The 21,671-nt window shown below is 55.6% G+C and carries 18 protein-coding genes; 15 read left to right on the top strand and 3 right to left on the bottom strand.

The features are described 5' to 3' along the window. Nucleotides 1-133: 133 nt before the first annotated feature. Nucleotides 134-2,743, bottom strand: a complete 2,610-nt coding sequence (locus tag Q1Q75_RS07845; RefSeq protein ID WP_300668964.1) for a 1-acyl-sn-glycerol-3-phosphate acyltransferase — start codon at nucleotides 2,741-2,743, stop codon at nucleotides 134-136. Nucleotides 2,744-3,504: 761 nt separating this feature from the next. Here Q1Q75_RS07845 and Q1Q75_RS07840 point away from each other — a divergent pair. Then, complete coding sequence (locus Q1Q75_RS07840; protein WP_300668962.1) at nucleotides 3,505-3,720, top strand: hypothetical protein; 216 nt, start codon at nucleotides 3,505-3,507, stop codon at nucleotides 3,718-3,720. A 49-nt stretch (nucleotides 3,721-3,769) separates the two neighbouring features. Here the strand turns inward: Q1Q75_RS07840 and Q1Q75_RS07835 are convergent, their stop codons facing one another. Continuing rightward, entirely contained in the window at nucleotides 3,770-3,967 is a 198-nt protein-coding gene (locus tag Q1Q75_RS07835) for a hypothetical protein (protein WP_300668959.1), read from the bottom strand. Nucleotides 3,968-4,103: 136 nt separating this feature from the next. Between Q1Q75_RS07835 and Q1Q75_RS07830 the strand changes: the two genes are divergently transcribed. After that, complete coding sequence (locus tag Q1Q75_RS07830; RefSeq protein ID WP_300668956.1) at nucleotides 4,104-7,007, top strand: Glu/Leu/Phe/Val dehydrogenase dimerization domain-containing protein; 2,904 nt, start codon at nucleotides 4,104-4,106, stop codon at nucleotides 7,005-7,007. 50 nt (nucleotides 7,008-7,057) lie between these two features. Here the strand turns inward: Q1Q75_RS07830 and Q1Q75_RS07825 are convergent, their stop codons facing one another. Beyond that, nucleotides 7,058-7,810 (bottom strand): lysophospholipid acyltransferase family protein, encoded by a 753-nt coding sequence (locus tag Q1Q75_RS07825; protein WP_300668954.1) that lies wholly within the window; start codon nucleotides 7,808-7,810, stop codon nucleotides 7,058-7,060. A 583-nt stretch (nucleotides 7,811-8,393) separates the two neighbouring features. Here Q1Q75_RS07825 and Q1Q75_RS07820 point away from each other — a divergent pair. The 13 genes from Q1Q75_RS07820 (at nucleotide 8,394) to flhF (ending at nucleotide 21,651) form a co-directional block, all read left to right on the top strand. Continuing rightward, a complete protein-coding gene (locus Q1Q75_RS07820; protein ID WP_300668951.1) occupies nucleotides 8,394-9,788 on the top strand; it encodes a flagellar hook-length control protein FliK in 1,395 nt (464 codons plus the stop codon). Nucleotides 9,789-9,834: 46 nt separating this feature from the next. Beyond that, nucleotides 9,835-10,695, top strand: a complete 861-nt coding sequence (locus Q1Q75_RS07815) for a flagellar hook assembly protein FlgD (RefSeq protein WP_300668949.1) — start codon at nucleotides 9,835-9,837, stop codon at nucleotides 10,693-10,695. A gap of 14 nt (nucleotides 10,696-10,709) precedes the next feature. After that, complete coding sequence (locus Q1Q75_RS07810; protein ID WP_300668947.1) at nucleotides 10,710-12,530, top strand: flagellar hook protein FlgE; 1,821 nt, start codon at nucleotides 10,710-10,712, stop codon at nucleotides 12,528-12,530. 431 nt (nucleotides 12,531-12,961) lie between these two features. Further along, nucleotides 12,962-13,429 (top strand): flagellar basal body-associated FliL family protein, encoded by a 468-nt coding sequence (locus tag Q1Q75_RS07805; RefSeq protein ID WP_300668944.1) that lies wholly within the window; start codon nucleotides 12,962-12,964, stop codon nucleotides 13,427-13,429. A 6-nt stretch (nucleotides 13,430-13,435) separates the two neighbouring features. Next, a complete protein-coding gene (gene fliM, locus Q1Q75_RS07800) occupies nucleotides 13,436-14,416 on the top strand; it encodes a flagellar motor switch protein FliM (protein WP_300668940.1) in 981 nt (326 codons plus the stop codon). 15 nt (nucleotides 14,417-14,431) lie between these two features. Next, the gene (gene fliN / locus Q1Q75_RS07795; RefSeq protein WP_300668938.1) at nucleotides 14,432-14,746 is read left to right on the top strand and encodes a flagellar motor switch protein FliN; all 315 of its coding nucleotides are present in this window, start codon (nucleotides 14,432-14,434) and stop codon (nucleotides 14,744-14,746) included. A 13-nt stretch (nucleotides 14,747-14,759) separates the two neighbouring features. After that, on the top strand, nucleotides 14,760-15,161 hold the full coding sequence (gene fliO / locus Q1Q75_RS07790; RefSeq protein ID WP_300668935.1) for a flagellar biosynthetic protein FliO: 402 nt from the start codon (nucleotides 14,760-14,762) through the stop codon (nucleotides 15,159-15,161). Beyond that, nucleotides 15,151-15,936 (top strand): flagellar type III secretion system pore protein FliP, encoded by a 786-nt coding sequence (fliP, locus tag Q1Q75_RS07785; protein WP_300668933.1) that lies wholly within the window; start codon nucleotides 15,151-15,153, stop codon nucleotides 15,934-15,936. The genes fliO and fliP overlap by 11 nt, the downstream gene beginning before the upstream one ends. Nucleotides 15,937-16,061: 125 nt before the next feature. Next, a complete protein-coding gene (fliQ, locus tag Q1Q75_RS07780) occupies nucleotides 16,062-16,331 on the top strand; it encodes a flagellar biosynthesis protein FliQ (RefSeq protein WP_300668931.1) in 270 nt (89 codons plus the stop codon). A gap of 4 nt (nucleotides 16,332-16,335) precedes the next feature. Further along, the gene (fliR, locus tag Q1Q75_RS07775) at nucleotides 16,336-17,127 is read left to right on the top strand and encodes a flagellar biosynthetic protein FliR (protein ID WP_300668928.1); all 792 of its coding nucleotides are present in this window, start codon (nucleotides 16,336-16,338) and stop codon (nucleotides 17,125-17,127) included. Further along, nucleotides 17,120-18,178: a flagellar biosynthesis protein FlhB gene (gene flhB, locus Q1Q75_RS07770; protein WP_300668926.1), complete on the top strand. Its 1,059-nt coding sequence runs from the start codon at nucleotides 17,120-17,122 to the stop codon at nucleotides 18,176-18,178. The genes fliR and flhB overlap by 8 nt, the downstream gene beginning before the upstream one ends. 172 nt (nucleotides 18,179-18,350) lie before the next feature. Continuing rightward, on the top strand, nucleotides 18,351-20,474 hold the full coding sequence (flhA, locus tag Q1Q75_RS07765; RefSeq protein ID WP_300668923.1) for a flagellar biosynthesis protein FlhA: 2,124 nt from the start codon (nucleotides 18,351-18,353) through the stop codon (nucleotides 20,472-20,474). Next, on the top strand, nucleotides 20,464-21,651 hold the full coding sequence (flhF, locus tag Q1Q75_RS07760) for a flagellar biosynthesis protein FlhF (protein WP_300668920.1): 1,188 nt from the start codon (nucleotides 20,464-20,466) through the stop codon (nucleotides 21,649-21,651). Before flhA ends, flhF begins: the two co-directional genes overlap by 11 nt. The last annotated feature ends 20 nt before the right edge of the window (nucleotides 21,652-21,671 follow it).

Genomic DNA, 21,671 nt, shown 5'->3' with positions numbered 1-21,671 from the left:
CCTTCAGCCTTCAGCCTTCAGCCTTCAGCCTTCAGCCTTCAGCCTTCAGCCTTCAGCCTTCAGCCTTCAGCCTTCAGCCTTCAGCCTTCAGCCTTCAGCCTTCAGCCTTCAGCCTTCAGCCTTCAGCCTGCCCCTACTTCTCCATCACCTCCAAATAGTGCTGAATGGAGTTTTTGTAGAAGGAGTGGGTGGCTTCTCCGCTCTCTTCGTCGAGGATTCCTTTGTCGGTGAAGAGGCGCACGGCATTTTTAAAGGTGATGTCGCTTAAGGCTTCGGGAAGCTCAATTTCATTGCCTTTAAACATCTTCTTCCCGCGGCTCTGACATTTCTTGACCATGGCCTTGGTGTCGAGTTTGGCGGCTTTTTTTGACTCGAAGGCGGTCAGGGCCACAAGGTAAGATTCCAGGTAGGTTTTAAGGAACCGGGAGAAGAGGGTCAGTTTGCGCAGGCCGTCCGGGGTGATCTCGTAGGTGTCCGGGCTGGACCCGTGGGGGACGATGGTGTGGGTGTCGATAAAGGCCTTCAGGTCCTTTCTCACCTGGTATTCGGTGGTGACGCTGCGGCTGAATGCAAACTCCGGATCGAAGAGGTCGGAGAGGAAGGTGTATGATTCTAAAAGCTCCCCGGCCTGGAACTGGAACCGGTTGACTTCCTTGATGGCCATGGCGGTCATGGCCGCGGAGATGAAATGAATGATGCAGTTGTTCTTGTAGTAGTCGAGAATGGGGCGTTGGTCTTCGGGCAGGTTAAAGACGGTTGAGGGGTCCAACTGACCCTTGCAGTCCGAGCCGCATTCCAAAAATTTTCGCCGCACATAGCTGTCCAGAACGCTTTGAAAAGAGCGCTCCCGGTTTTCTCCCAGGGAGTCGGTGAGCCAGACTTTCTGGGCGTCCAGGTGGGCGGTGTAGAGGCTGATATCTTCGCGGGCCTGCTCAAAGGTAAAGCGTTTTTTCATGCTGTTGAGTACCGCGCTGGCCACGACGCCGTAGGGCGTGACGATGGAGACATCGTTGATGCTGTTAATGATGCGGTAACCCAGGTCGTTGCAGAATTCATTGTGCTGGTCCTTGTCCATGGCTTTGAAATCAACCCCCTTCTCTTTGATGACATCAGAGAGGGCGATGGGCTCATGGAAGTTGACGTAGACTTTTCCGTAACGACGCTTCAGGAAGCGGCGTGCCTTGAAGAGCTGGCTGAGGTTTTCCGACTCCTTGGATCCCCCTTCCACCTCGTGGAGGTAGGCGTCTTCCTCCAGGACCCTGTCGTAGCCGAAGTATACGGGCACGAACTGCAGATCTTCGCAGGCCCCGTGTCTGCAGGCATCCACCAGCATGGAGAGAAGGCCCACCTTGGGGGAGAGCAGCTTGCCGGTGCGGCTTCGGGTGCCTTCGATGAAGAGCTCCACGTTAAAGCCTTCGGTGAGGAGTTTGTACATGTATTCAAAAAAAACGCGGGAGTAGAGCTTGGCGCCTTTGAAGGTGCGGCGCATGAAGAAGGCGCCGCCGCCCCGAAGAACGATGCCTAAGGGCCAGAAGGAGAGGTTGCGTCCTGCGGCGATGTGGGGGCAGGGCATGTTATTTTTCTTAAAGACGTACGAGAGGATCAGATAATCCAGATGGCTTTTATGGCAGGGTACCAGGACCAGGGGCGACTGCTTGGAGCGTATCTTGATCTGGGCGATCCCTTTTTTGTCGGTGACGATGCCTTCAAACAGGCTTTTAAAGAGGCGGTCGAGAAACATCTCGAAGATACGGATCCATCGGACGCTGTAGTTGGCGGCGATCTCCTCCACGTAGGTGTCTGCTTTTTTGTGGACATCCTGCAAGGGGGTGTCGGTCTCTTCGGCGTGGTCGATCATGAAACTTTTCAGGGCACTTCCGGTGAGAATGCTTTCCCGGATCTCCTGACGGCTTTTGAGAACGGGGCCGGTGATGCTCTGTCGATGGCGGTTGAGCTGTTCAATCAGCTCCCGGCGGAGCAGGATGGCCTGCTCAGCCAGTGGTTTGGTCTCCATACCGGGAGCATCCAACCACATTTTGAGGGAGACCGGCTCGGAGAATTCTATAAAGCTCTCTTTGCTGCGCTTGAAGATGCCAGCCAGGCGGCGGATCTTTCCGGGGCGTTCCCGGGTGCCGAAGATGATGTCGAAGAAGGAGAGGCCGCTTTTTTTGGGCTTCATGGAGAAGACCATGACCTCGGGGATGATGTAGACGGGGCGGTCGGTTTCGGCCTGGAGCTCCAGAAGACAGGCAATGGGGTCTGTTTTGGACTTCACAAAGCTGCGGTAAAAGGCATCCCGGCTGATCAGGGGCAGGATGGCCGTTTTTCCGTTTAGAAGCTGTTTTTTGATGTGGCCGCTCTCCACAGGGTCCGGGACAGCAAAGTGGCGGAAAAAGTAGCGGATTTGGGATCCCATGATGTGCAGGAGATGCCCGAGGGGTTGCCAGGCGTAGATGGTGCATTCAAACCCGATGGTGGGGAAGGGCAGCCCCATCTGTTTGAGTCGTGTGTGGAAGTAGAGAAAAGAGAAGTGACTTCGGTATTTGGATGCGTAGACGAAGATACCGTCGTCATCCAGCTGGGTGATTTTTTCTTTTTCCGTCTCGGAGAGCACGATGTTTCTAAAAATAAATCGGCGCAGCAGATCGGAGATGGCGCCCCCTCTTTCGGGGATGTAGTTCGAGTAGTGGGCCTGCAGGGCATCGGTCACAGGGGTCTTGCTTTTACGTCGAAATTTAAACATATCTTAATGATTCCGATTTTTTGGGTGTCCGGGTAGTGAGGCTGCCTTGTCAGGCAGGGTGCCGATAAGAGGCACGATGATATGCGTGGCAAGGCACTTCAGCTCTCTACGCTGCTCCGTGTGATGACCTCGCAATAAGTTAACCAAAGGGATGTCGGCGAAGTACAGCACGGGGCTTGAGTTCTTGTCGTGAGTCCTCAAGGGGGCCTTATGTCTAAGTCAGAAGGCTTCAGCGTAACGCTTGTAAATAATATAGATTCAGTCAATGTGCAACTCAATAATCCCGTGTGAATGGCAGGGTGACGGGCCGTAGGGGAAGGGGATCAGGATCTATTTCAGAGGGTTGACGAACCCTGTGGCTTTGTGGGGTGGTGGGTGAAAATGGGAGGCCCGGTTTTCATGGCGGATTGAGGGGGCGATAAGCCTCAAGGTGGATGAGAAATATGGGTTAAAAGAGACAATGAATAGAGATTCATTGTCCCTAATCACGCGTAAATTTATCGGGATTTGGGGTTGCGTAGATTTCATTGATATGGTAGCCTCCACAAGTTATATTTCATAGAGAAAAGGGTGATAAGTCGGGTTATACTTTGTTGAAATGATATATGTTTTTGGTTTGTATCCGTCTGTTTTTTTCAATGTTTAACTCCTCCCCCCCCGAAGCTGCCGTCAACGGTGGTGTTCTTCTAAAAGGATCCCCGGTTGGGGAGATTATAAAGTTAAAAATACAGAAAATTTATGCTTAAAGGAGGAACTGGTTTATGAAGACGTTAATCGGTGGTGCCATTGCAGCGGTTCTTGGCTTAATTGGTATTGCGGTATGGTTTGATGCACTGCTTCAGCTTCTTGCAGGAACAGTACCCGCGCTTCTTCTTCTGGGTGGCGCGCTTGCCCTTTACCTCGGTTTTGACGAGTTGAAGGAATCCTGGAAGAACGATGAAGGTGTTGAGGAAGAAAAACCCGCCGAGAACGAATAGGCAGTTTTTTCCGCTACAATTCAGTTGTTGAAAGGCCCCGTGGAGTGATTTACCCCACAGGGCCTTTTTTTGTTTGAATGGGGGCAGGTTCCCCCTCCTCGCCGGAGAAACCGATTGGACATATCACCCGACCGGTGGCCCCTTCCTGCATCGATTCCAGTCCATGCTGACGGGTGGCTGGCTCAGCTCTCAGGGCCATGCTTCCGTTGTCGAATTTTTTTTGGATCTTAAGGCTCAGAAAATTCACCCTGTATGTCCTTTTCAGGGTATAATCCCCTGTAATGGAAGCTAAACCATCATGTCTTGTCGATCTCGGGGCGCTGCCTGTGGCCTGATGCCTTTTCCTTTTTCTGGCCGAGCGCTCCGGAAAGGAGCCCCCTCCCATGGAGACCCCCTCCACCGCCTTGTACCATCTCTCTGACCGTGGCGTTCGTGATAAGCTGCGCGGGATGGATACTCATTTTGTATCCGATAAAGAGGTGTACGCCCTCTACAACCATCTTCGTCAGACCTATGACTTAAAGCCCGACACTGTTTTGGATGCCCTGGAGACGGTTTTGACAAAAACCGATCTTGGGCCCTATTTTTATCGGTCTCTCTCGACGGAAGAGATCGCCTTTCTCATTGCCGGGAGCCGATACCAGGAGGCGATGCTGAACAATCGGTACGCCGCCTCTCATGGAGAGGGCATCAACGTCACCGGACGGTTCGGGAGCAAACACCTCTATTTTATCTCCGAAACGCGTGATCTGGTGAATAAGACCCTGGAATCGATCAAAGGGCTTATGCGGGACAATCCCCTCCAGAGTTTTCGTATGAGCTCTTATGTGGTTTGTCTGGAAGGGAACCCGGAGGCCAACCGTCGCCTGTATATTGTGGAGGGGGAGATGCCCGGCGTTCGAAAGCCGGGCCTTATGAGCCACGCAGCGCTTCATATGGCGGAGAAGTTGGGGGCGCTGGCGGAAAAGGAGTCAGTCACTGCCTTTCTCGGGACCGCTTCCGAAGGATTTATTCATGCCTTGCTTCACAACCAGCGGATTCGGACCCTGGAAAATTATTTCAGCTCGTGGCAACGGGTGGTGGGCCGTTTGAAAAAAGGGAAGACCGTTCATATCTGCATCGACCAGAATGTCATCGCCGATGAGGTTGTTCCCGAGCGACGGCTTCAGCTCTGGATTCCGTATGAGAATTTTCGGAACAACCTGAACTCCATTGAGGGGATTTTTGACAAAAAAGGCATCCCCTTTACCCGTCAGTATTTTGAAACCTTTGTGGTGGACAATCGCCGAATGGTGGCTTTCTCCACGTATATTGCCGATGCGATCATCACCCCGGAGTTGGATGGGTTCTTGAGAAACGAGCTCACCACCCGCTCCATGCTGATGAAGGGAGACCCTATCCCCACCGGGCAGATCGGGGATTTTCTGGAGAGCCTGACGCTGGGGGATTCCAGGAGGAAATTCGCCTATCTGGCCCGCATGCAGACCCATCGCCACAAGGAGTATCTGATTCCTTTGGTCTTTCTGCTTGCAGACGGCAATGAGCGGGTGAGAAAAATTGCTTTTGACACCATTCGGAACTATCTGATGACCCCGGACGGGGAGATGAAAAGCGATTACTATTGGGCCACCCTGTATCATATCTTTGCCGCGGCCACGGTGCCTGTGGAGATACCCGGGGTGGATAAGCGGGCGCTTTTCGGGGATGAGATCGCCCGATTGATTCGATTCCGTGGCATTCATTACGAAAGTTATTCCGATGAATTATCAGGCAGAACGTGTCTTTTTATCCGCATGAATGGGGAAGGGATTGGCAAGGGAGGGATCCGTTGCCATAAAACCCATGTCTCCTTTTCAGGGGAAGGAGCGCTTTCCACCAATATGCTGTTTAAGAGTCTGGGGCTTGGGATTCCCTATTACGCTACGGGTAAGGGGGGGATTCTGGGCAACCTCGGTGAGGGTGAGGCGCGTGAGCGTGCCCTTGCCGCCTATGGCCGCTTTCTTGTCAAGAAGGCGGGGGTGGGGCCTTTCTCGGATGTTCCCGCAGGGGACGTGGGGATTGGTCCTGTGGAGGTCGGGGTGCTCTTTGAGGCCATCACCGATGAAGTCGAAAAAGATCTGGCGGCGATAGGGGATGGGCGTCTGGAGCCTCGGTCGAACAAGGTGGAGAGTCTGCGGCGCCATTTTGGGATTAATGTGGGGGATAAGGCGCTTGTGGGCTCCCTGGTGTCGGATCGGGAGCGCATCAAGGACTACACCTCGGCGGCGATTACGGGGAAACCGGGGGGGCGGGGGCTGGCCCTGCGCACGGGTGCCACGGCCCGGGGTCTCTATGAAGTGCTGGCCGTGCTTAAGGGATTTAATCGCTGCAGTGACCCGGATCTCTGGTTGAATCCATCTCGGATCGACGAGGCCCTGGACATGGAACCCGCATTTTACAAGGCGGCAGACACGAACATCCGCATGCTCTCCTTTGCCGTTCAGGGGTTTGGCAAGGTGGGCGGTGCCTTTGCCGGGATTGTTCACGCCAAAGGTGCCGCGATTCATATGGTCTCCGATGCCGGGGGCACTCTGGTGAACCGGCGGGGGATTCCGCAGATAGCACAGCTCGTGGCCGGGGCCGCTGGCGGCAAGCCCCTCTCTGAGATGGTGGAAAAAGGGATGGGGCGTTTTGTGGAAGGGGATCCGACCCGCCCCCTTGTCGCCATGGTGGATGTGGTGGTACCGGCGGCGCTGGAGGAGGTGATTACCCTGGATGCCGAGATGCGGTCTGGGGCGGTTCATGCCTCACGGATTGAGGCGGATTACATTCTGCAGGGCGCAAACGGTCCTTTAACCCCCGAGGCGGAGACCTATCTCGAGGATCGAGGGCGCATCTCCATTCCGGATATCCTGGCCAACGCAGGGGGCGTGTTGGGATCGTACCTTGAATGGATGGACGGGCTGATAAAGATGTTCGGCTACGGAAAAGTGAATCGGTACGGCCTGGTGCATCCCGTGGTCCAGGGGCTCGTGCGGCATCAATACGGGGACCGAAGTGGAGAGGACCTGAGGGCTGTGGATGAGAGCCTCTACGATCAAGCCTTTCGCTTTATTATGCGGGGCACGGCCATGGAGAGCGTCAAGCTGGCGGCGGAGCGGCGTATCTCCCTGCGTACCGCCTGGATGGCAGGCGGCATCGCCGCCGCTGCCAGGGAAGGGCGCCTGGATGATCGTTTTAACACCCGTGTGGAGCATCTTCGAAACCATTTTGCGTCTGCCGAGTTAAAAAACCACATGGCAGACTGAGTGGCCACCCTGAAAAATAAAAAATGCGACCCAAAAGGGCCGCATTTTTTTTATGCGTTGAGGACGGGCTGGCAGCCTTCGGGGTTGGTGATCTCTTTGTAGTAGGCGGCGAGAAAGCGAAGGTCACTCTCCATGTCTCCGGTGGGGGCGAAAAAGACATTGGATTTATCGACATAGGCCCGGGTGTCGGCGTCGATGGCGTCGCTTCCGGAAAAGATTTGGGCTTCGCCGTACTGATCCGGGAATTTTCCTGAGACGTTTCTGTAGAAGCCTTTGATGAGCTCCATGTCGGCGTCGATGTCTCCTGTGGGGATGAGGGCCGGTCCGAAGCCACCCATTTTCAGGCTGAAGTCGAGGAAGCCCATGGCGATGGGGACCCCTGCGCCGTGGGCGATATGGTAAAACCCAGTTTTCCAGTACCGGGTTTTGGAGCGGGTACCTTCCGGAGGAATGATGAGGATGAGTTTTTCGTTTTCGTTGAAGGCGGCGATGGATTGTTCAACGGTGTTGCCTGCCTTGGTTCGATCAATGGGGATGCCTCCCAGCCAGCGCATGATGGGTCCGGCCGGACCTTTAAAGAGGGTGTGCTTGCCCATCCAGAAGACCTTGACCCGGAGTTTCAGGGAGATGCAGATCGTCCAGACAAAATCCCAGTTGGAGGTGTGTGGTGCGGCGATGCCAACAAACTTGTTGACGGCGGGCAAGGTGCCGACCGCTTTCCATCCGGCGGCTTTCATGACCACGATGGCTGTCCAGCGCATGAGGGTGCGAAGAATGGGGGTATCAAAAACGGTAGTTCTCATGGTTCCTCTTTGGTAACAGGTGTCAGTTTGGTGGCATGCCGTCACCATGATGTTATAAGAAAAATGAGGAGGGGGCCTGTTAAGGAACCCGCCCTGCGGAGACCCGATGAGGGGCCTTCTGCTCTTTTTCCATGTCATCATGTCTCAGGAGCCTGAGTGAGGCGGATATCGCTACGAAGGTCTCAGCAATATTTATACCCGAAAAAGCATAACATTATAACTGCAGGAAATAATATATGAAACCAAAAAATGATCCGAACCTGTTTTTTTAGGGGACAGATCTGGTGTGCAAGAGATGTCGGGGGGGGTGTACGAAAATTGTCCATGGCCCGGGGCAGGCAGAAATTTCCCCCGAATGAGGCCGGGGGGAAATTTCTGCTGCGAAGAATGTGTTGATCGTATTTTTCAAAAGATGCTGAAAATACAGTAAATAGGGCCAAAATCGCTCTTTGGCATGGCATTTGCAATATCTCCCGGTACTCGTGACGCTCCGTCGGTGGGGCACAGGAGCCGAACACATGGATGGCAGGGACCTCTCCCTGCGGCAATCACCGCCAATCCGACTGGGAAAGTGAAGAGAGTCATGCAAACAGCAGTTCAAGCCACAACGGAATCAACCTCGGGCCTAAAGGCTTCGGGTCGTGGGGCCAAATCCAAGCCATCCGGCGGTTTTGCGGCGCTCCTTTCGGCCTTCTTTGGCAAAGGCAACCAGGCCGAAGGGATGGCGCTTGCTGCTGCAGGGGATGGCAGCCCCCGAAAGGGAGAGCCCACGTCCGGAAAGAAAGGATCTCTTTCAGTCGACTTAAAGGGCCTGACCCCAAAAGGGGCCTCCTTAGATAAAGAAGAAGAGAAAACCGAGGCGGGTGAAAACCTTCTTCTTTCCGGGCTGGCGGTTATGCCGTTGGTCCCTGTCGTCAAGGCAGGGGAAGCCTTTCCCGCGGCCGGTTTTACCGAGGGGGTGGAAAAAAGTGCCGCTGCCTCTAAAGGGCAGGGGGCAACCCCGCCCTCCCTTAAAGGGGGCATGACCTTTCAGATGGGCGGAGCGCCTGTGACGGGACCGCAGCCCGATGGTCCAGACGAGATGGGTGTGGATCGGTTTGCCTCCATGATGCGGGGCGCGGTGGAAGGGAAGAAAACCACTGGAATGAAGACCGACCTGGCCTCTCCTGCCGGCACCGTGCTCGCCTCTTCAGAATCTCGGCCCGTTGATGTTCTGGCCGGAGCAGCCTCCGGGTTTGGAATGAAAACAGGGCGCCCTGGGTCTCGCCCCAAAACCGATGGGGGAAAAGAGATTTCCCCTGCGGACGCGGCCCTTGTTGATTCGAAGACTGCAAAAGGGTCCAGAAAAGAGCCTTCCCTGATGGCAGGCAATGGGTTCCGGAGCCGCGTGCCCCAGGCAGAAGAGCCTGTCCCAACGGCTCCTCGAATCTTACAGCCTGTGGCGGTGGATCGCGCGGGCGTTCCGGTTCAGCCGCTTACGGCTGAGGCCATGGCTGCCTTGAGCGAGCTGGAGCCTTCGGCTGCGACGGACACACCCAAGAGTGGGTTGACCCGCCAGTTGGCGCTGCAGGTTGGGCGTCAGATCTCGACCTCATTAAAAAAGAACGATCACGAGGTGACCTTTCAGGTCCGTCCCCCTTCCTTGGGACGACTTCAGATACGCATAGAGAAAGAGGGCGAGCGCGTGTTGGTTCGCATTGTTTCTGAGAAAGAGAAAACGGGAGAGATCCTTGCCGCGGGCAAACATGACCTTCGGGTTTTGATGGCCGATCACGGGATTCGGTTGGATCGCATCGAGGTGACCACCGGGAGTGCCATGGATTTTATGGCCCAGGATGGCGGCAGCACGGAAGGCCGGGGTGGCCGCGGCCGTTCCAGTCCACGGCAGGGGGGGGAGGGGCGCTCGGGTGAGGCCGACTCCGAGGTCGCCAGGCCCGCTAAAAAAGAGCATGACGGTGCCATCAATGTGATGGTGTAGAGAAAGAGATGAGGATCCATCAGGTGAAGACGAGCAAGGAGAGCGCATGACCACTTCGGGAGTTGACACAACATATAACAACCGATCCATTTTCATCGACGGTCAGTCTCACGGCAAGACCGGCAGGCAAAAGGATGAGGACGAGGCCCTGGGGAAGAACGCCTTTCTCACCATGATGGTGGCTCAGATGAAAAACCAGGACCCCTTGAACCCCATGGATGGCACCGATTTCACCGCGCAGCTGGCTCAATTTTCCGGGCTGGAGCAGCAGGTCAACATGAACGATAACCTGAAGTCTCTTCTTGCGGTCAATCAGGCCAGCAAGGATGAAGATAATATTTTTGATTACATCGGAAAAGAGGTGGTCTCAAACGGAAACCCCGTCTCCTTGACTGCCGGTGGCCTGGCTTCAGGGGGGCATTACACCCTGAAGGAGCCGGCCATGGTCTCTATCATGGTCTACAATCCGGAAGGGGTGCTGATGAAAGAGATCAACTCCGGGGCCGATTTTATCTCCGAAGGGCGTCAAAGAATTGCCTGGGATGGCACCGACGAAGAAGGCAACCACCTGGCCGACGGGAAATACACCTATAAGATCATCGCTCGAAACGGGAAGGGCGATTACGCCTCCGTCTCCACGGTCGATCGGGGGATGGTGGAAGGGGTGACCCGCGAAGGCGGTCACAGCTACCTGCTTGTCGATGGGCGCAAGGTGGCTCCGGCAAGCGTGGCCACGGTGGTGACCCCTGAAAAGTCCCCGGCAGCTCCTGCCCGAATGATGCCCGGTGGCCTCCCTCCTGAGTTGGCCGCACAGTTGTTCGGAACCCAAGGGGCTCAGCCCCAGGCAGCCCTGGCTGCTAAACTGCAGCCCCAGGCGGCTTTGTCTGCCACGGGTGGAAACCGATAGAGGAGAAATAACGCATGTCACTTACCAGTTCACTCTTTTCAGGCGTCAGCGGCCTCTCAGCCATGGGCAATGCCATGACCGTTGTCGGTGACAACATCGCCAACGTGAATACCATCGGTTTCAAATCCAGCCGGGTGACGTTTCAGGATGTCCTCAGTCAGACGGTGTCCACCAACTCCGGAAGTGCGCAAGTAGGGCGTGGTACCGCCGTAGGCGAGATCGCCAGCCAGTTCGTTCAGGGTTCCTTTGAATCCACAGAGTCCCCCACAGACCTGGCCATTGGCGGCGAGGGTTTCTTTATCGTACGCCATCCGAAAAATGAGGCCGAACAGTTTTATACGCGAGCCGGTGAGTTTCGGTTTGACAAGGACGGGAACTTCACGACTCCCGGCGGGTATATCACCCAGGGGTGGGAGGTCCGACGCAATGACGCCACCGGTGATGTTGAGGACGTAGGCTCTGTGAAGGATATTCAGCTGGAATCCTTTACCTCACCCCCGGAAAAGACCAATAAGATCTCTGTGATCACCAACCTGGACGCCCGGGGAAAAGACAACACCGTCGGTGTCGGGATTCCCCTGGCCACGGCCTGGGATGGGCGGCCCGGCGCAGGCATCAATATCAGCGATATAGCCTTTGAGTACCAGACCACCGTCAAGGCTTTCGATGCCCTGGGCAGCACCCATGACCTCACCGTTTATTTTGATAAGGCGTCAGAAAACGGCAGCTACGAGTACATCGTGACCTGCAATCCCGAAGAGGACATGCGGGGCATTTTTAATTCGGAAGAGGACAAAGGCCGGGGACTTCTGGGGCGTGGGAAGCTTAACTTCACCTCCGATGGTCTGTTGGCCAACCAGACCTTCGAGCGGTTTGTGGGGAACTCAGGTGGGAACCTGACTGTGGCCAACTCGAGTTGGGCCAGCGGGACGCCCACGGCCAGTGGCGACTGGACCGGCGATCCCGCCGTGTTGGCCGGGGGGCCTCCCGCAACGGAAACCTACACCTTTACCGTGGCTCCCCCTGCGACAGCAGCCACAGGTAGTCTCGTGGTGGGGAAAAACCCTGTCGTCCTCAACTGGACGGCGGCAGGCAGTGGCAAAACAGGGACCATCACCGTGCCCGGGGATTTTCGAAACGGGAACTCCGTTGAAGGCCCGGACGGGATTATGCTGAGCCTGGCGGAGGGGACCGACGTGGCCAGCGGGGGGACTTTTGATGTGGTGATTACCGCAGGCGACCCCAACGTCATGGACAACGCCAACAGCTGGGCTGACATGTCCGGTGACTTTAAAAATCAGCATTATACAGTGGCCGCCGATTTCCTCGGAGGGACCAACCAGAAGACCGAGATGGACATTGAGCTGGACATGGGCATTGCCTATGACGGCAGCAACTGGGCCCCGGCGGGGCTCTCCTCCACCCAGTTCGCCTCGGCCTCCACCACCGTCTTTCAGTCAGCCAGCGGCTACGGAGCAGGCAGCCTGCAGAACATCAGTGTGGACGTGGACGGAATCATCACTGGCCAGTACTCAAACGGTCAGGTGACCCCGCTCTACCGCGTGGCCCTCGGCAAGTTCCAGAACATGCAGGGCCTGTTCAAAGAAGGGGGCAACCTCTTCAGCGAAACCCGACTCTCCGGGTCAGTGATTACCAACCGTCCGGGAACCAACGGGCTCGGCAGCCTGGCTCCCAACTCCCTGGAACAGTCCAACGTGGACATGGCCTCGGAGTTTGTGAAGATGATCACCAACCAGAGGGCTTATCAGGCCAACTCCAAGATCGTCACCACCGTGGACACCATGCTTGGGGACACGATCTCCATGAAGCGATAACACGGCTGACCTCTATGTTTAGTGAAGCGCGGTCAGAAAGGGGGGAGCCTCCTTTGGCCGCGCTTTTTGTTTTCTGGGGGGGAAAGTGCTGGTGCCCTGTGTGGATGTATGCCATAGGGGGAGGTTGTCTGATTTCCTCCCTGCCGGGTGTCATGTTTTTGACGACTCTGCGGATGCATGGAAGAGGGCGTCTTTTGTGAAAGGCTGTGGCCTGGGTGTCAAAAATATCAAGCCTCTGGAATGAAACTCTTTTTTAAAAGAGTGTCACGGCAAGGGCATCGGGTCATAGGTGTTGGCACGGGGGTTGCTTTAAGTTTGGAGTCACGTGCGTCTGAGCGCCATGAGCGATCGACGATCCGGTGTCTGACGGGGGGGGCCGAAACGGGGTTGCCCGAATAAGGACAGGCCACAATTGGGGTTGAGAACAAATCATGCCTGGGTTTTTAAAAAACAAAAAGAAGCGGTTGATCATCCTGATTGGGATCCTGGTCTTGGCCTTGGCGGGCGCCGGTGCTGCGTGGCTTTTTTACAGTCAGCCCGGCGATGAGGTGGAAGACGCCGTGGTGGAGGCTTCGCCTCCTCTGCACAAGGCCTCTTTTCAGGCGCTATGGCCCCTGGCGGGGGTGAACGTTCCACTCTCCGGGCGTATGGGGGACCGCACCTTAAGGCTCAGCTTCAGCTTTGTCCTCGACTCTGAGACCTTGAAAGGGGAATTGGAGATTCGCAGAGAGGAGATCTTAGAAGCCCTGGCTCTTTCCCTTTCCGGTCGTTCCGTCGAGGAGATGGAGCGCATCGGCAGCAAGGTGCGTCTCAAGTATGAAACCCTTCGTCTGGTGAATGGTCTCCTGGCGGGGGGGGGTGTAAAGGGTGTCTTTGTTACTGAATTTTTTATTTTGTAGGTGGCCATGAGCGATATTCTGTCACAGGAAGAGGTGGACAGCCTCTTATCCGGTTTGAGTTCCGGAAAAGTTGAATCGGAAAACGAGGCCGGTCAGCCCGGCCCCGACGGGGTGGCCGCCTATGATTTTACCAGTCAGGACCAGGTAATCCGTGGCCGCATGCCTACCTTCGAGGTCTTAAATGACCGGTTTGCCAGGGAGATCCGTACCAGCCTGTCGGCCCTGCTTCACACCAACGTGGACATCGCCGCAGAGTCCCATGATATTTTGAAATTTGCCGAATTCGGCCGGAGTCTGCCGGTCCCAACCAGCCTTCATGTGTTTCGTCTGGAGCCCTTGAGAGGACATGCTCTTTTTGTTATGGAGAGCCAGCTGGTTTTCAATCTCATCGATCAGTTCTTTGGCGGGAAAGGCAACTCCACGGCCCGCATCGAAGGCCGGGAGTTCACCAGTATCGAACAGGCCATGATTCTGAAAGTGGTGGAAGCCTGTCTCAAAGATTTTGAGACGGCATGGATGCCGGTTGAGCAGGTGCATCCTTCCATGGTCCGTTCTGAAGTGAACCCGCAGTTTGCTGCCATCGTCATGCCCACGGACCTTGTGATTGTGTCTCGGTTCGAGGTGGAGTTGGAGCAGTCCGCCGGTACCCTGATCGTTTGCATCCCGTATGCCATGATCGAGCCCATTCGAAGCAAACTCGCCGCAGGGTTCCAGGCAGAAACCGAGGACGTGGACTATACCTGGCAGACGCGTCTTAAAGAGATTATTTTTGACTCTGAGGTGGATCTGAAGGTGAGCCTGGGCAAGACGGAAATTACCGGTGAACGCCTGATCGGGCTAAAGGTCGGGGAAGTGATCGAGTTGGAACAGGATGCGTCAGAGACCCTCCTTGCCATGGTGGGAGGCGTGAAAAAATTGAAAGGGTATGCCGGAACTCAGCGCGGGTTCCAGGCCTTTCGTGTTGAAGAGAAACTCTATACCCGATAGCAAAGGGGGGTGACTATGGAAGAAAAAAAAGGCAATGAGGACGAACTGGACGGGTCCGGTGCCGAGGCACAGGATTTGGATTTTATCCTCGATATTCCCCTGGAACTCTCCGTCGAGTTGGGGCGGCGTAAAATGCTGGTGAACGATTTGCTTCAGCTGGGTCAGGGCTCCATTGTGGAGTTGGATAAGCTGGCCGGGGAGCCCCTTGAAATTTATATCAACCGTAAGCTTGTGGCTCGAGGTGAAGTGGTGGTGGTCAATGAAAAGTTTGGGGTACGCCTCACCGATATCATCACCCCCATGGAGCGCGTGCGCACCTTAAGGTCGTAACAGGAGAGTGGCCGTGGATGCGGGTGCCGTAGAACATTTGTCTGTGATCCCCGATGTGGGGGCGCTGGTGCTGAAAAGTGGGGGGATGCTCCTGGTGGTGCTTGTCGTGCTCCTGGGGTGTGTCTTTCTGCTTAAACGCGTCAGCGGCATGCGGCAGTTTGCCGGTCAGGGATCTGTGACGGTTCGTGGGACCTATCACCTGGGACCCAAGGAGCGGATTATGCTTGTGGACGTGGAAGGGGTCCGTCTTCTTCTGGGGGTGACCCCCTCTGGGATTCAGACGCTTCATACCTTTGGAGACGTCGAAGAGATCCCGGAGGAGTCAGCGACTCCCCCGTCTTTTTTTGAGACCCTTTTCAGGCGCCGCCTGGCAGAGGCGAAGACCCCGGGCAAGGAGAGCACACATGAAGGCTGATCATGACCTGAAGGGCCTTTTTTTTCGGGTTTGCAAGGGGGGGGCGCTGGCGGCCTTTTTTTTTCTGGTGATGCCCCGCACGGGTTTTGCCGAGTTTCCCATTCCCTCTCTTCAAATCGGGGTGGGGCAGGCGAATTCTCCGGCTGAGGTGGGGGTCGCCCTCCAGGTCTTGGCGCTTCTCACCGTGCTGTCCCTGGCGCCGACCATCCTGATTCTCATGACCTCCTTTACCCGCGTGCTGGTGGTCTTTCATTTTCTTCGTCAGGCCCTGGCCACCCAGTCGGCCCCCCCCAACCAGGTGCTGGTGGGGCTGGCGTTGTTTATTACCTTCTTCATCATGAAGCCGGTGTGGCAGGAAGCCTACACGAAGGGGCTCAATCCCTATCTTGAAGAGAAAATACCCTTTGTCGAGATGGTCCGTGAGGTCGAAAAGCCGGTGAAGAAGTTTATGCTGGCCAACACCCGGGAAAAGGATATCGCCCTTTTTGTCAAGATTTCCAGGGAAAAGCGGCCGGAGAACCACGAGGCCCTGCCCCTGACAACCCTGGTCCCCGCCTTTATCATCAGTGAACTTCAAACGGCTTTTATTATTGGCTTCCTTATCTATATCCCTTTTATCATTCTGGATATGGTGGTGGCCAGTGTGCTTCTCTCCATGGGCATGATGATGCTGCCTCCGGTGATGATTTCACTCCCTTTTAAACTGATGCTCTTTGTGCTCGTGGATGGCTGGAATCTGATTGTGGGATCTCTTGTGAAAAGTTTTGTGATGTAGGCTAACCCGGGTATTTCACACTAACTGTCTGTAATGACATTTTATTGATATGGTTTGATCGTTTTTTATGAAATGTCCGGGTTAAGGCTTATTTTGAGACGATAATGGAAACGAGGAGCGGTGATATGACCCCAGAATTTGTGGTGACCTTTGCCAAGGAGAGCATCATCCTGACGTTGCTTTTGTCCGCGCCTATGCTGTTGCTGGGCCTTATCGTGGGGCTTCTGATCTCCATTTTCCAGGCGGTCACCTCCATCCAGGAGATGACCTTGAGTTTTGTGCCGAAGCTTGTGGCCGTGCTCCTGGGGTTCCTTTTTTTCATGCCCTGGATGCTGGAAAAGATCACCAGCTTTACCATTCGGGTGATTGAAAACATCCCCATGTACATTCGGTAGGGTCATGGAAATCCTTAATATACCCACCGCAGAGTTCCGCATCTTTGTTCTTGTGCTTCTAAGGGTCAGCACCCTTCTCTTCCTCTTTCCTTTCTTCGGCAGTCCCGTGGTCCCTGTGAGGGTAAAGACAGCCCTGTCTCTGGTGCTCGCCTTTACCCTCTGGCCTGTGGCAGCAAAAACCAACCCGGTGTTCCCGCCGGGGACGGTCTCCCTATTTATTTATGCAGGGGCGGAGCTGGTGTTGGGGATCAGTCTGGCGCTCTCGGCCCGGCTTTTTTTTGCGGCGGTTCAGCTGGCGGGCGGTATCATCAGTTTTCAGATGGGCTTTTCCATGATCAGCACCATCGATCCCCAGTCGGGTGCGCCTATGACCATCATGAGCCAGGTGGGCTACCTTGTGGCGACCTTGCTTTTTCTGGCGTTCGACGGGCACCATGTGATCCTGACTGCCCTTGCAGACAGTTTTTATCTGGTGAAACCGGGGGGGCTTTTTTTAACTGAAAGTCTCTGGAAAACCATGGAAACCCTCATCTCGGCCATGTTTACCTTAGGCATCCGCATGGCGGCCCCCCCCATGGTTGCTCTGTTTTTTACGAGTTGCGCCTTTGGGATGTGTGCCCGTTTTGTCCCTCAGATGAACGTTCTGGTGCTGGCTTTTCCCGTGAAGATCGCCGTGGGACTCGCCCTGTTTGGGTTGACCCTTCAGGTGATTTACATCATGGTGGGGCGCTTCGCCGCAGAATATTCCGCGCTTCTCACCCACATGATGCAGATGATGGGGGGAACGGGTGGCTGAAGATTCCATGCAGGAGAAGACGGAGCCGGCCACCCCGAAAAAGCGGGAGAAGGCTCGCGAAGATGGGGACGTCGCTCGCAGCGCGGAGATGCCCTCGGTGATTGTGCTTATGGGCGCCATCACCACGCTTTGGATGACCGCAGGGTTTATTTCCGGCCATTTTGAGCGCCTCTTTCGTGGAAGTTTTCAGTTTGACACGGTGCCTCAATTGACACTCAAGGCGATGGTGGATGTCTGTTTTCAGTCTGGAAGCTTTTTTCTCCTGGTGATGGCCCCGGTGCTGCTGGCGGTGTTTTTGCTGGGGCTCTTTGCCAATGTGATTATGGTGGGGTTTGTTATCTCCCCCAACGCGGTGGCGCCTAAACTCGAGCGTATCAACCCCATCAAAGGCTTTCAGAATAAGTTTTCCCTCCATGCCGTGGGAGAGCTCGTCAAGAGCCTGCTCAAACTTTCCATTATCATTTATATCACCTGGCGGGTTATCAAGGGGGAGCTCCTCCGCATTCCTCTTTTGTATGACGAGTCCGCCCTGCGGATTTTTCTCTACATGGGACGAGTGGCCTTCAAAATCTTTCTGATCGCGACCCTTCCCATGGTGGCGGTGGCTATTGCCGACTTCGTCTTTCAAAAATGGCGGTTTGAGGAAAAACTTAAGATGACGCGCCAGGAGGTGAAAGAGGAGCATAAGGAGATGGAGGGGGATCCCCTGGTGAAGTCCCGTATCCGCAACCTTCAGATCGAAGCCTCCAGAAAGCGCATGATGCATGAAGTCCCCGACGCGGATGTGGTGGTGATCAACCCGGTGCGCCTGGCCGTGGCGATTGCCTACAAGCCGGGGGAGATGGTCGCGCCCCGGGTGGTGGCCAAGGGGGCAGGAAAAATTGCCCAGCGGATTCGAGAGCTTGCCAGGGAAAATGGGGTTCCTTTGGTGGAAAATCGCCCGTTGGCCCGGAATTTGTATAAGAATGTAGAGGTGGGCCGGGATATTCCCGATGACCTCTTTCAGGCGGTGGCAGAGCTGCTGGCCTATGTGTTTCGACTTAAGAATTGATAAAGACAGCTATTTTTCAGCACATGATGTGCCGCTTTGTCCCCCATTTATCCGACAACGGGGGGGAGAGAATAGGCTGGCCGGTCGGGCAGGGTGACAAAATGATGACGCACACCGACGGATACCGGACGCAGCAGCGATAACATCGGATCAGAGCAGGACTGAGAGTCGAATGGCAAGTAGCACAAGCAGCACGCCCCCTCTTTTGGGGGCCTTAAAAAAGGAGACGGCGGAGATTGCCGTGGTGGTAGGTGTCATGGGGATCCTTACCGCCATGATTCTTCCTCTGCCCGCCGTGATTCTGGATTTGCTCCTGGCCCTTAATATCACCATGGGGATTATTGTCCTGATCACCACCATCTACACCGTGAAGCCCGTTGACTTTGCAGTGTTTCCACCCTTGCTTCTGATCCTGACCCTTTTTCGGCTGGCCCTTAACGTCGCCTCCACCCGGCTTATTCTTCTGCATGGCAATGAGGGCACCGGAGCCGCAGGCTCGGTGATTCAGGCCTTTGGTAATTTTGTGGTGGGCGGTAACTACGTGGTGGGGATGGTGATCTTTGTCATTTTGGTCCTCGTCAATTTTAAGGTGATCACGGCCGGTTCCGGGCGTATCGCCGAAGTGGCGGCCCGGTTTACCCTGGACGCCATGCCGGGTAAGCAGATGGCCATCGACGCCGATCTCAACGCGGGCAACATTGATGAAGAGGAGGCCCGCAAGCGGCGGGAGCTGATCGCCCGCGAGGCAGAATTCCATGGTGCCATGGATGGTGCCAGCAAGTTCGTGAAGGGGGATGCCGTGGCAGGCATCATCATCACGGGGATCAACATTCTCGGCGGCATCGTCATCGGTGTGATGCAACTCGACATGGACGTAGCCACGGCAGCAGGAAACTATACCCTTTTGACTGTAGGGGACGGGCTGGTCAGCCAGATCCCCTCGCTGGTCATCTCCACCTCGGCGGGTATCCTGGTCTCTCGATCCGGATCCGAAGGGCGCATGGGCGAGGAGTTTGCCAAGCACATTTTCTCCAGCGCCTTTCCTATTTATATCGGGGCGGTGATTGTTTTTCTCCTGGGGCTGGTTCCCGGGCTTCCGGGCTTTCCCTTTATGATCCTTGGTCTGGCCATGGCGGGCGGGATGTATGCGTTTGGCCCCCGCAATGAAGGGCAGAACGAGGAGATGTTTTCGGATGAAGAGGAGGAGCCTCCGGCAGAGTCCGGAGCCGATGATGTGGAGAGCCTCCTGGCCATGGACAGCATGGAGCTGGAGGTGGGCTACGGCTTGATCTCCCTGGTGGACCGAAATCAGGATGGCAGCCTCTTGGGCCGGATAAAAGCCATTCGAAGACAGTTCGCGACCGAGATGGGGATTGTGGTGCCCCCCATTCATATTCGCGATAATTTGAAGCTGAAGCCCTCGGGCTATCGCATGCTGATCCGAGGGGTGGAGATGGCCTCGGGCGAGATGATGGTGAACCACCTGCTCGCCATGGATCCCGGCGACGTCAATCAGACCATCGACGGCATCCCCACGCGGGAGCCCGCCTTTAATCTGCCTGCCATCTGGATTCCCATCGAGCGGGAGGAAGATGCCAAATTTGCCGGGTACACGGTGGTGGATACCTCCACGGTGATCGCCACGCATATCACCGAGGTGGTTCGAAACAACGCCTATGAACTCCTGGGACGCCAGGAAGTTCAGGCCCTTTTGGACAACCTGGCCAAGACCAGCCCCAAGGCGGTGGAGGAGCTGCTGCCCTCCCTGATGACCCTGGGGATGGTCCAGAAGGTGTTGCAGAATCTTCTTCGGGAGCGTGTCTCTATCCGGGATCTTCTCACCATTGTGGAGACCCTGGCCGATTACGCTCCCATGAGCAAGGATACGGATCTTTTAACCGAGTATGTGCGCCAGCGCCTTGCGCGGGGGTTTCTCGCAGCCTATATGCAGGGGGATGGATCCTTGCCTGTGATTCTTTTGGATCAGGCTGTGGAGGATCAGCTCAGCGGAGCGCTTCAAAATTCCGAAGGGGGAGCCTGGCTCGCCCTGGATCCGGTGGTGTCAGAAAAAGTCATTATGGCAATTCAAAAGGAAGTGGACCGCAATATGGGATTGAATGTTCAGCCGGTGCTTCTCTGTTCTCCGGTATTAAGACGGCATGTTCGTGCCCTGATCGAACCCTGGGTCCCCTCTGTGATGGTGGTGTCCCATGGTGAAATTTCTCGAAACATGAACATTAAGGCCACGGGCAAGGTGGTTCTGACCCAGGGGATGGAGTCCGCTCATGGCCGTTAAAACCTTTACAGCAGGCAGCATGCAGGCGGCTGTAGCCAAGGTGAAGGAGAGCATCGGAGACGATGCCATTATCCTTTCCACCCGGCGCATCCCCATGGGGGTCAATAACCCGTATGGACGAGATATTTTTGAGGTGGACGCTGAAAAACCCCCACCTCATTCTTCCGCGGATCCGTCGGGCGAGAGAATTCGCTCGAAAAAAAGCAGACTTGACTCTCTTTCGGGAGGGGATATAACCGAAGAGGTTCCCGACCCGAAGGGGTGGGCTGCTGTTCAATCGGAACTGGCGGCCCTCAAGGACTTGATGCTCATCTCTCAGCAGAGCGAAGAGGAACGTCAGATTCTTCGTAATCCTGAGACCCACAGCATCTTTACGACCCTGCTTCGCGCGGGTGTTTCGGAGGCACGGGCACGTCAGGTGGTGGCTCGGGCCGAAGAGAGACTGGCCGCACAGGCCGCCATGGAGGATGGGTCTCCCGGCAGAATCGGGAGAGAAGTGCTCTCGCTTCTTGTGGAGCAGGTCAATGTGGCCGATCCCTTTGGTCTTTCCGGGAAAGGAAGGCCAGGGCGCCAGGTGGCCGCCTTTGTGGGGTCTACGGGGTCGGGTAAGACCACGACCATCGCCAAGCTGGCGGCGGAGCTGTTTTTAAACCAGGGCAGATCGGTGGGACTGATCTCTGTGGACAGCTATCGGATTGGAGCCATCGATCAACTCAAGACATATGCCTCTATTATGGGAATTCCGTTTCTTCCGGCGTTCAGTCGGGAGGATCTGGCCTCGGCCTTGACCAAGCTGGAACGCTGTGAGGTGATTCTGGTGGACACGGCTGGGCAGAGTCATCTGGATGCCCCCCGCATGGAGGAACTGGAAAATATCCTGGGCAGTGGCGTGCCCCTGTCGGTGCACCTGGTGGTGAGTGCCGTTACAGGGCGACTGGATGCCCGGGAGGTGGTGGAGCGGTTTTCGGTTCTTCATCCGGAAACCCTTGTCTTTACCAAAGTGGATGAGACAAGGCGTGCCGCATCTATTTTTGATACCATGTCCGAATCCCGGCTCCCTTTATCGCTCATTACCAATGGGCAGAGGGTACCGGAGGACCTGGTGGTTGCTGACAGAAAAAGCGTTCTGGGGCTGGTTCTTTCGACGCCCTCCCCAAAAACCGACATGGAGCAATAAACACAGTGGATCAGGCAAGC

It is taken from the genome of Desulfoluna sp., assembly GCF_030145185.1.
Taxonomy (GTDB): Bacteria; Desulfobacterota; Desulfobacteria; order Desulfobacterales; family Desulfolunaceae; genus Desulfoluna.
This window is presented reverse-complemented; position numbering and strand designations above follow the sequence as displayed.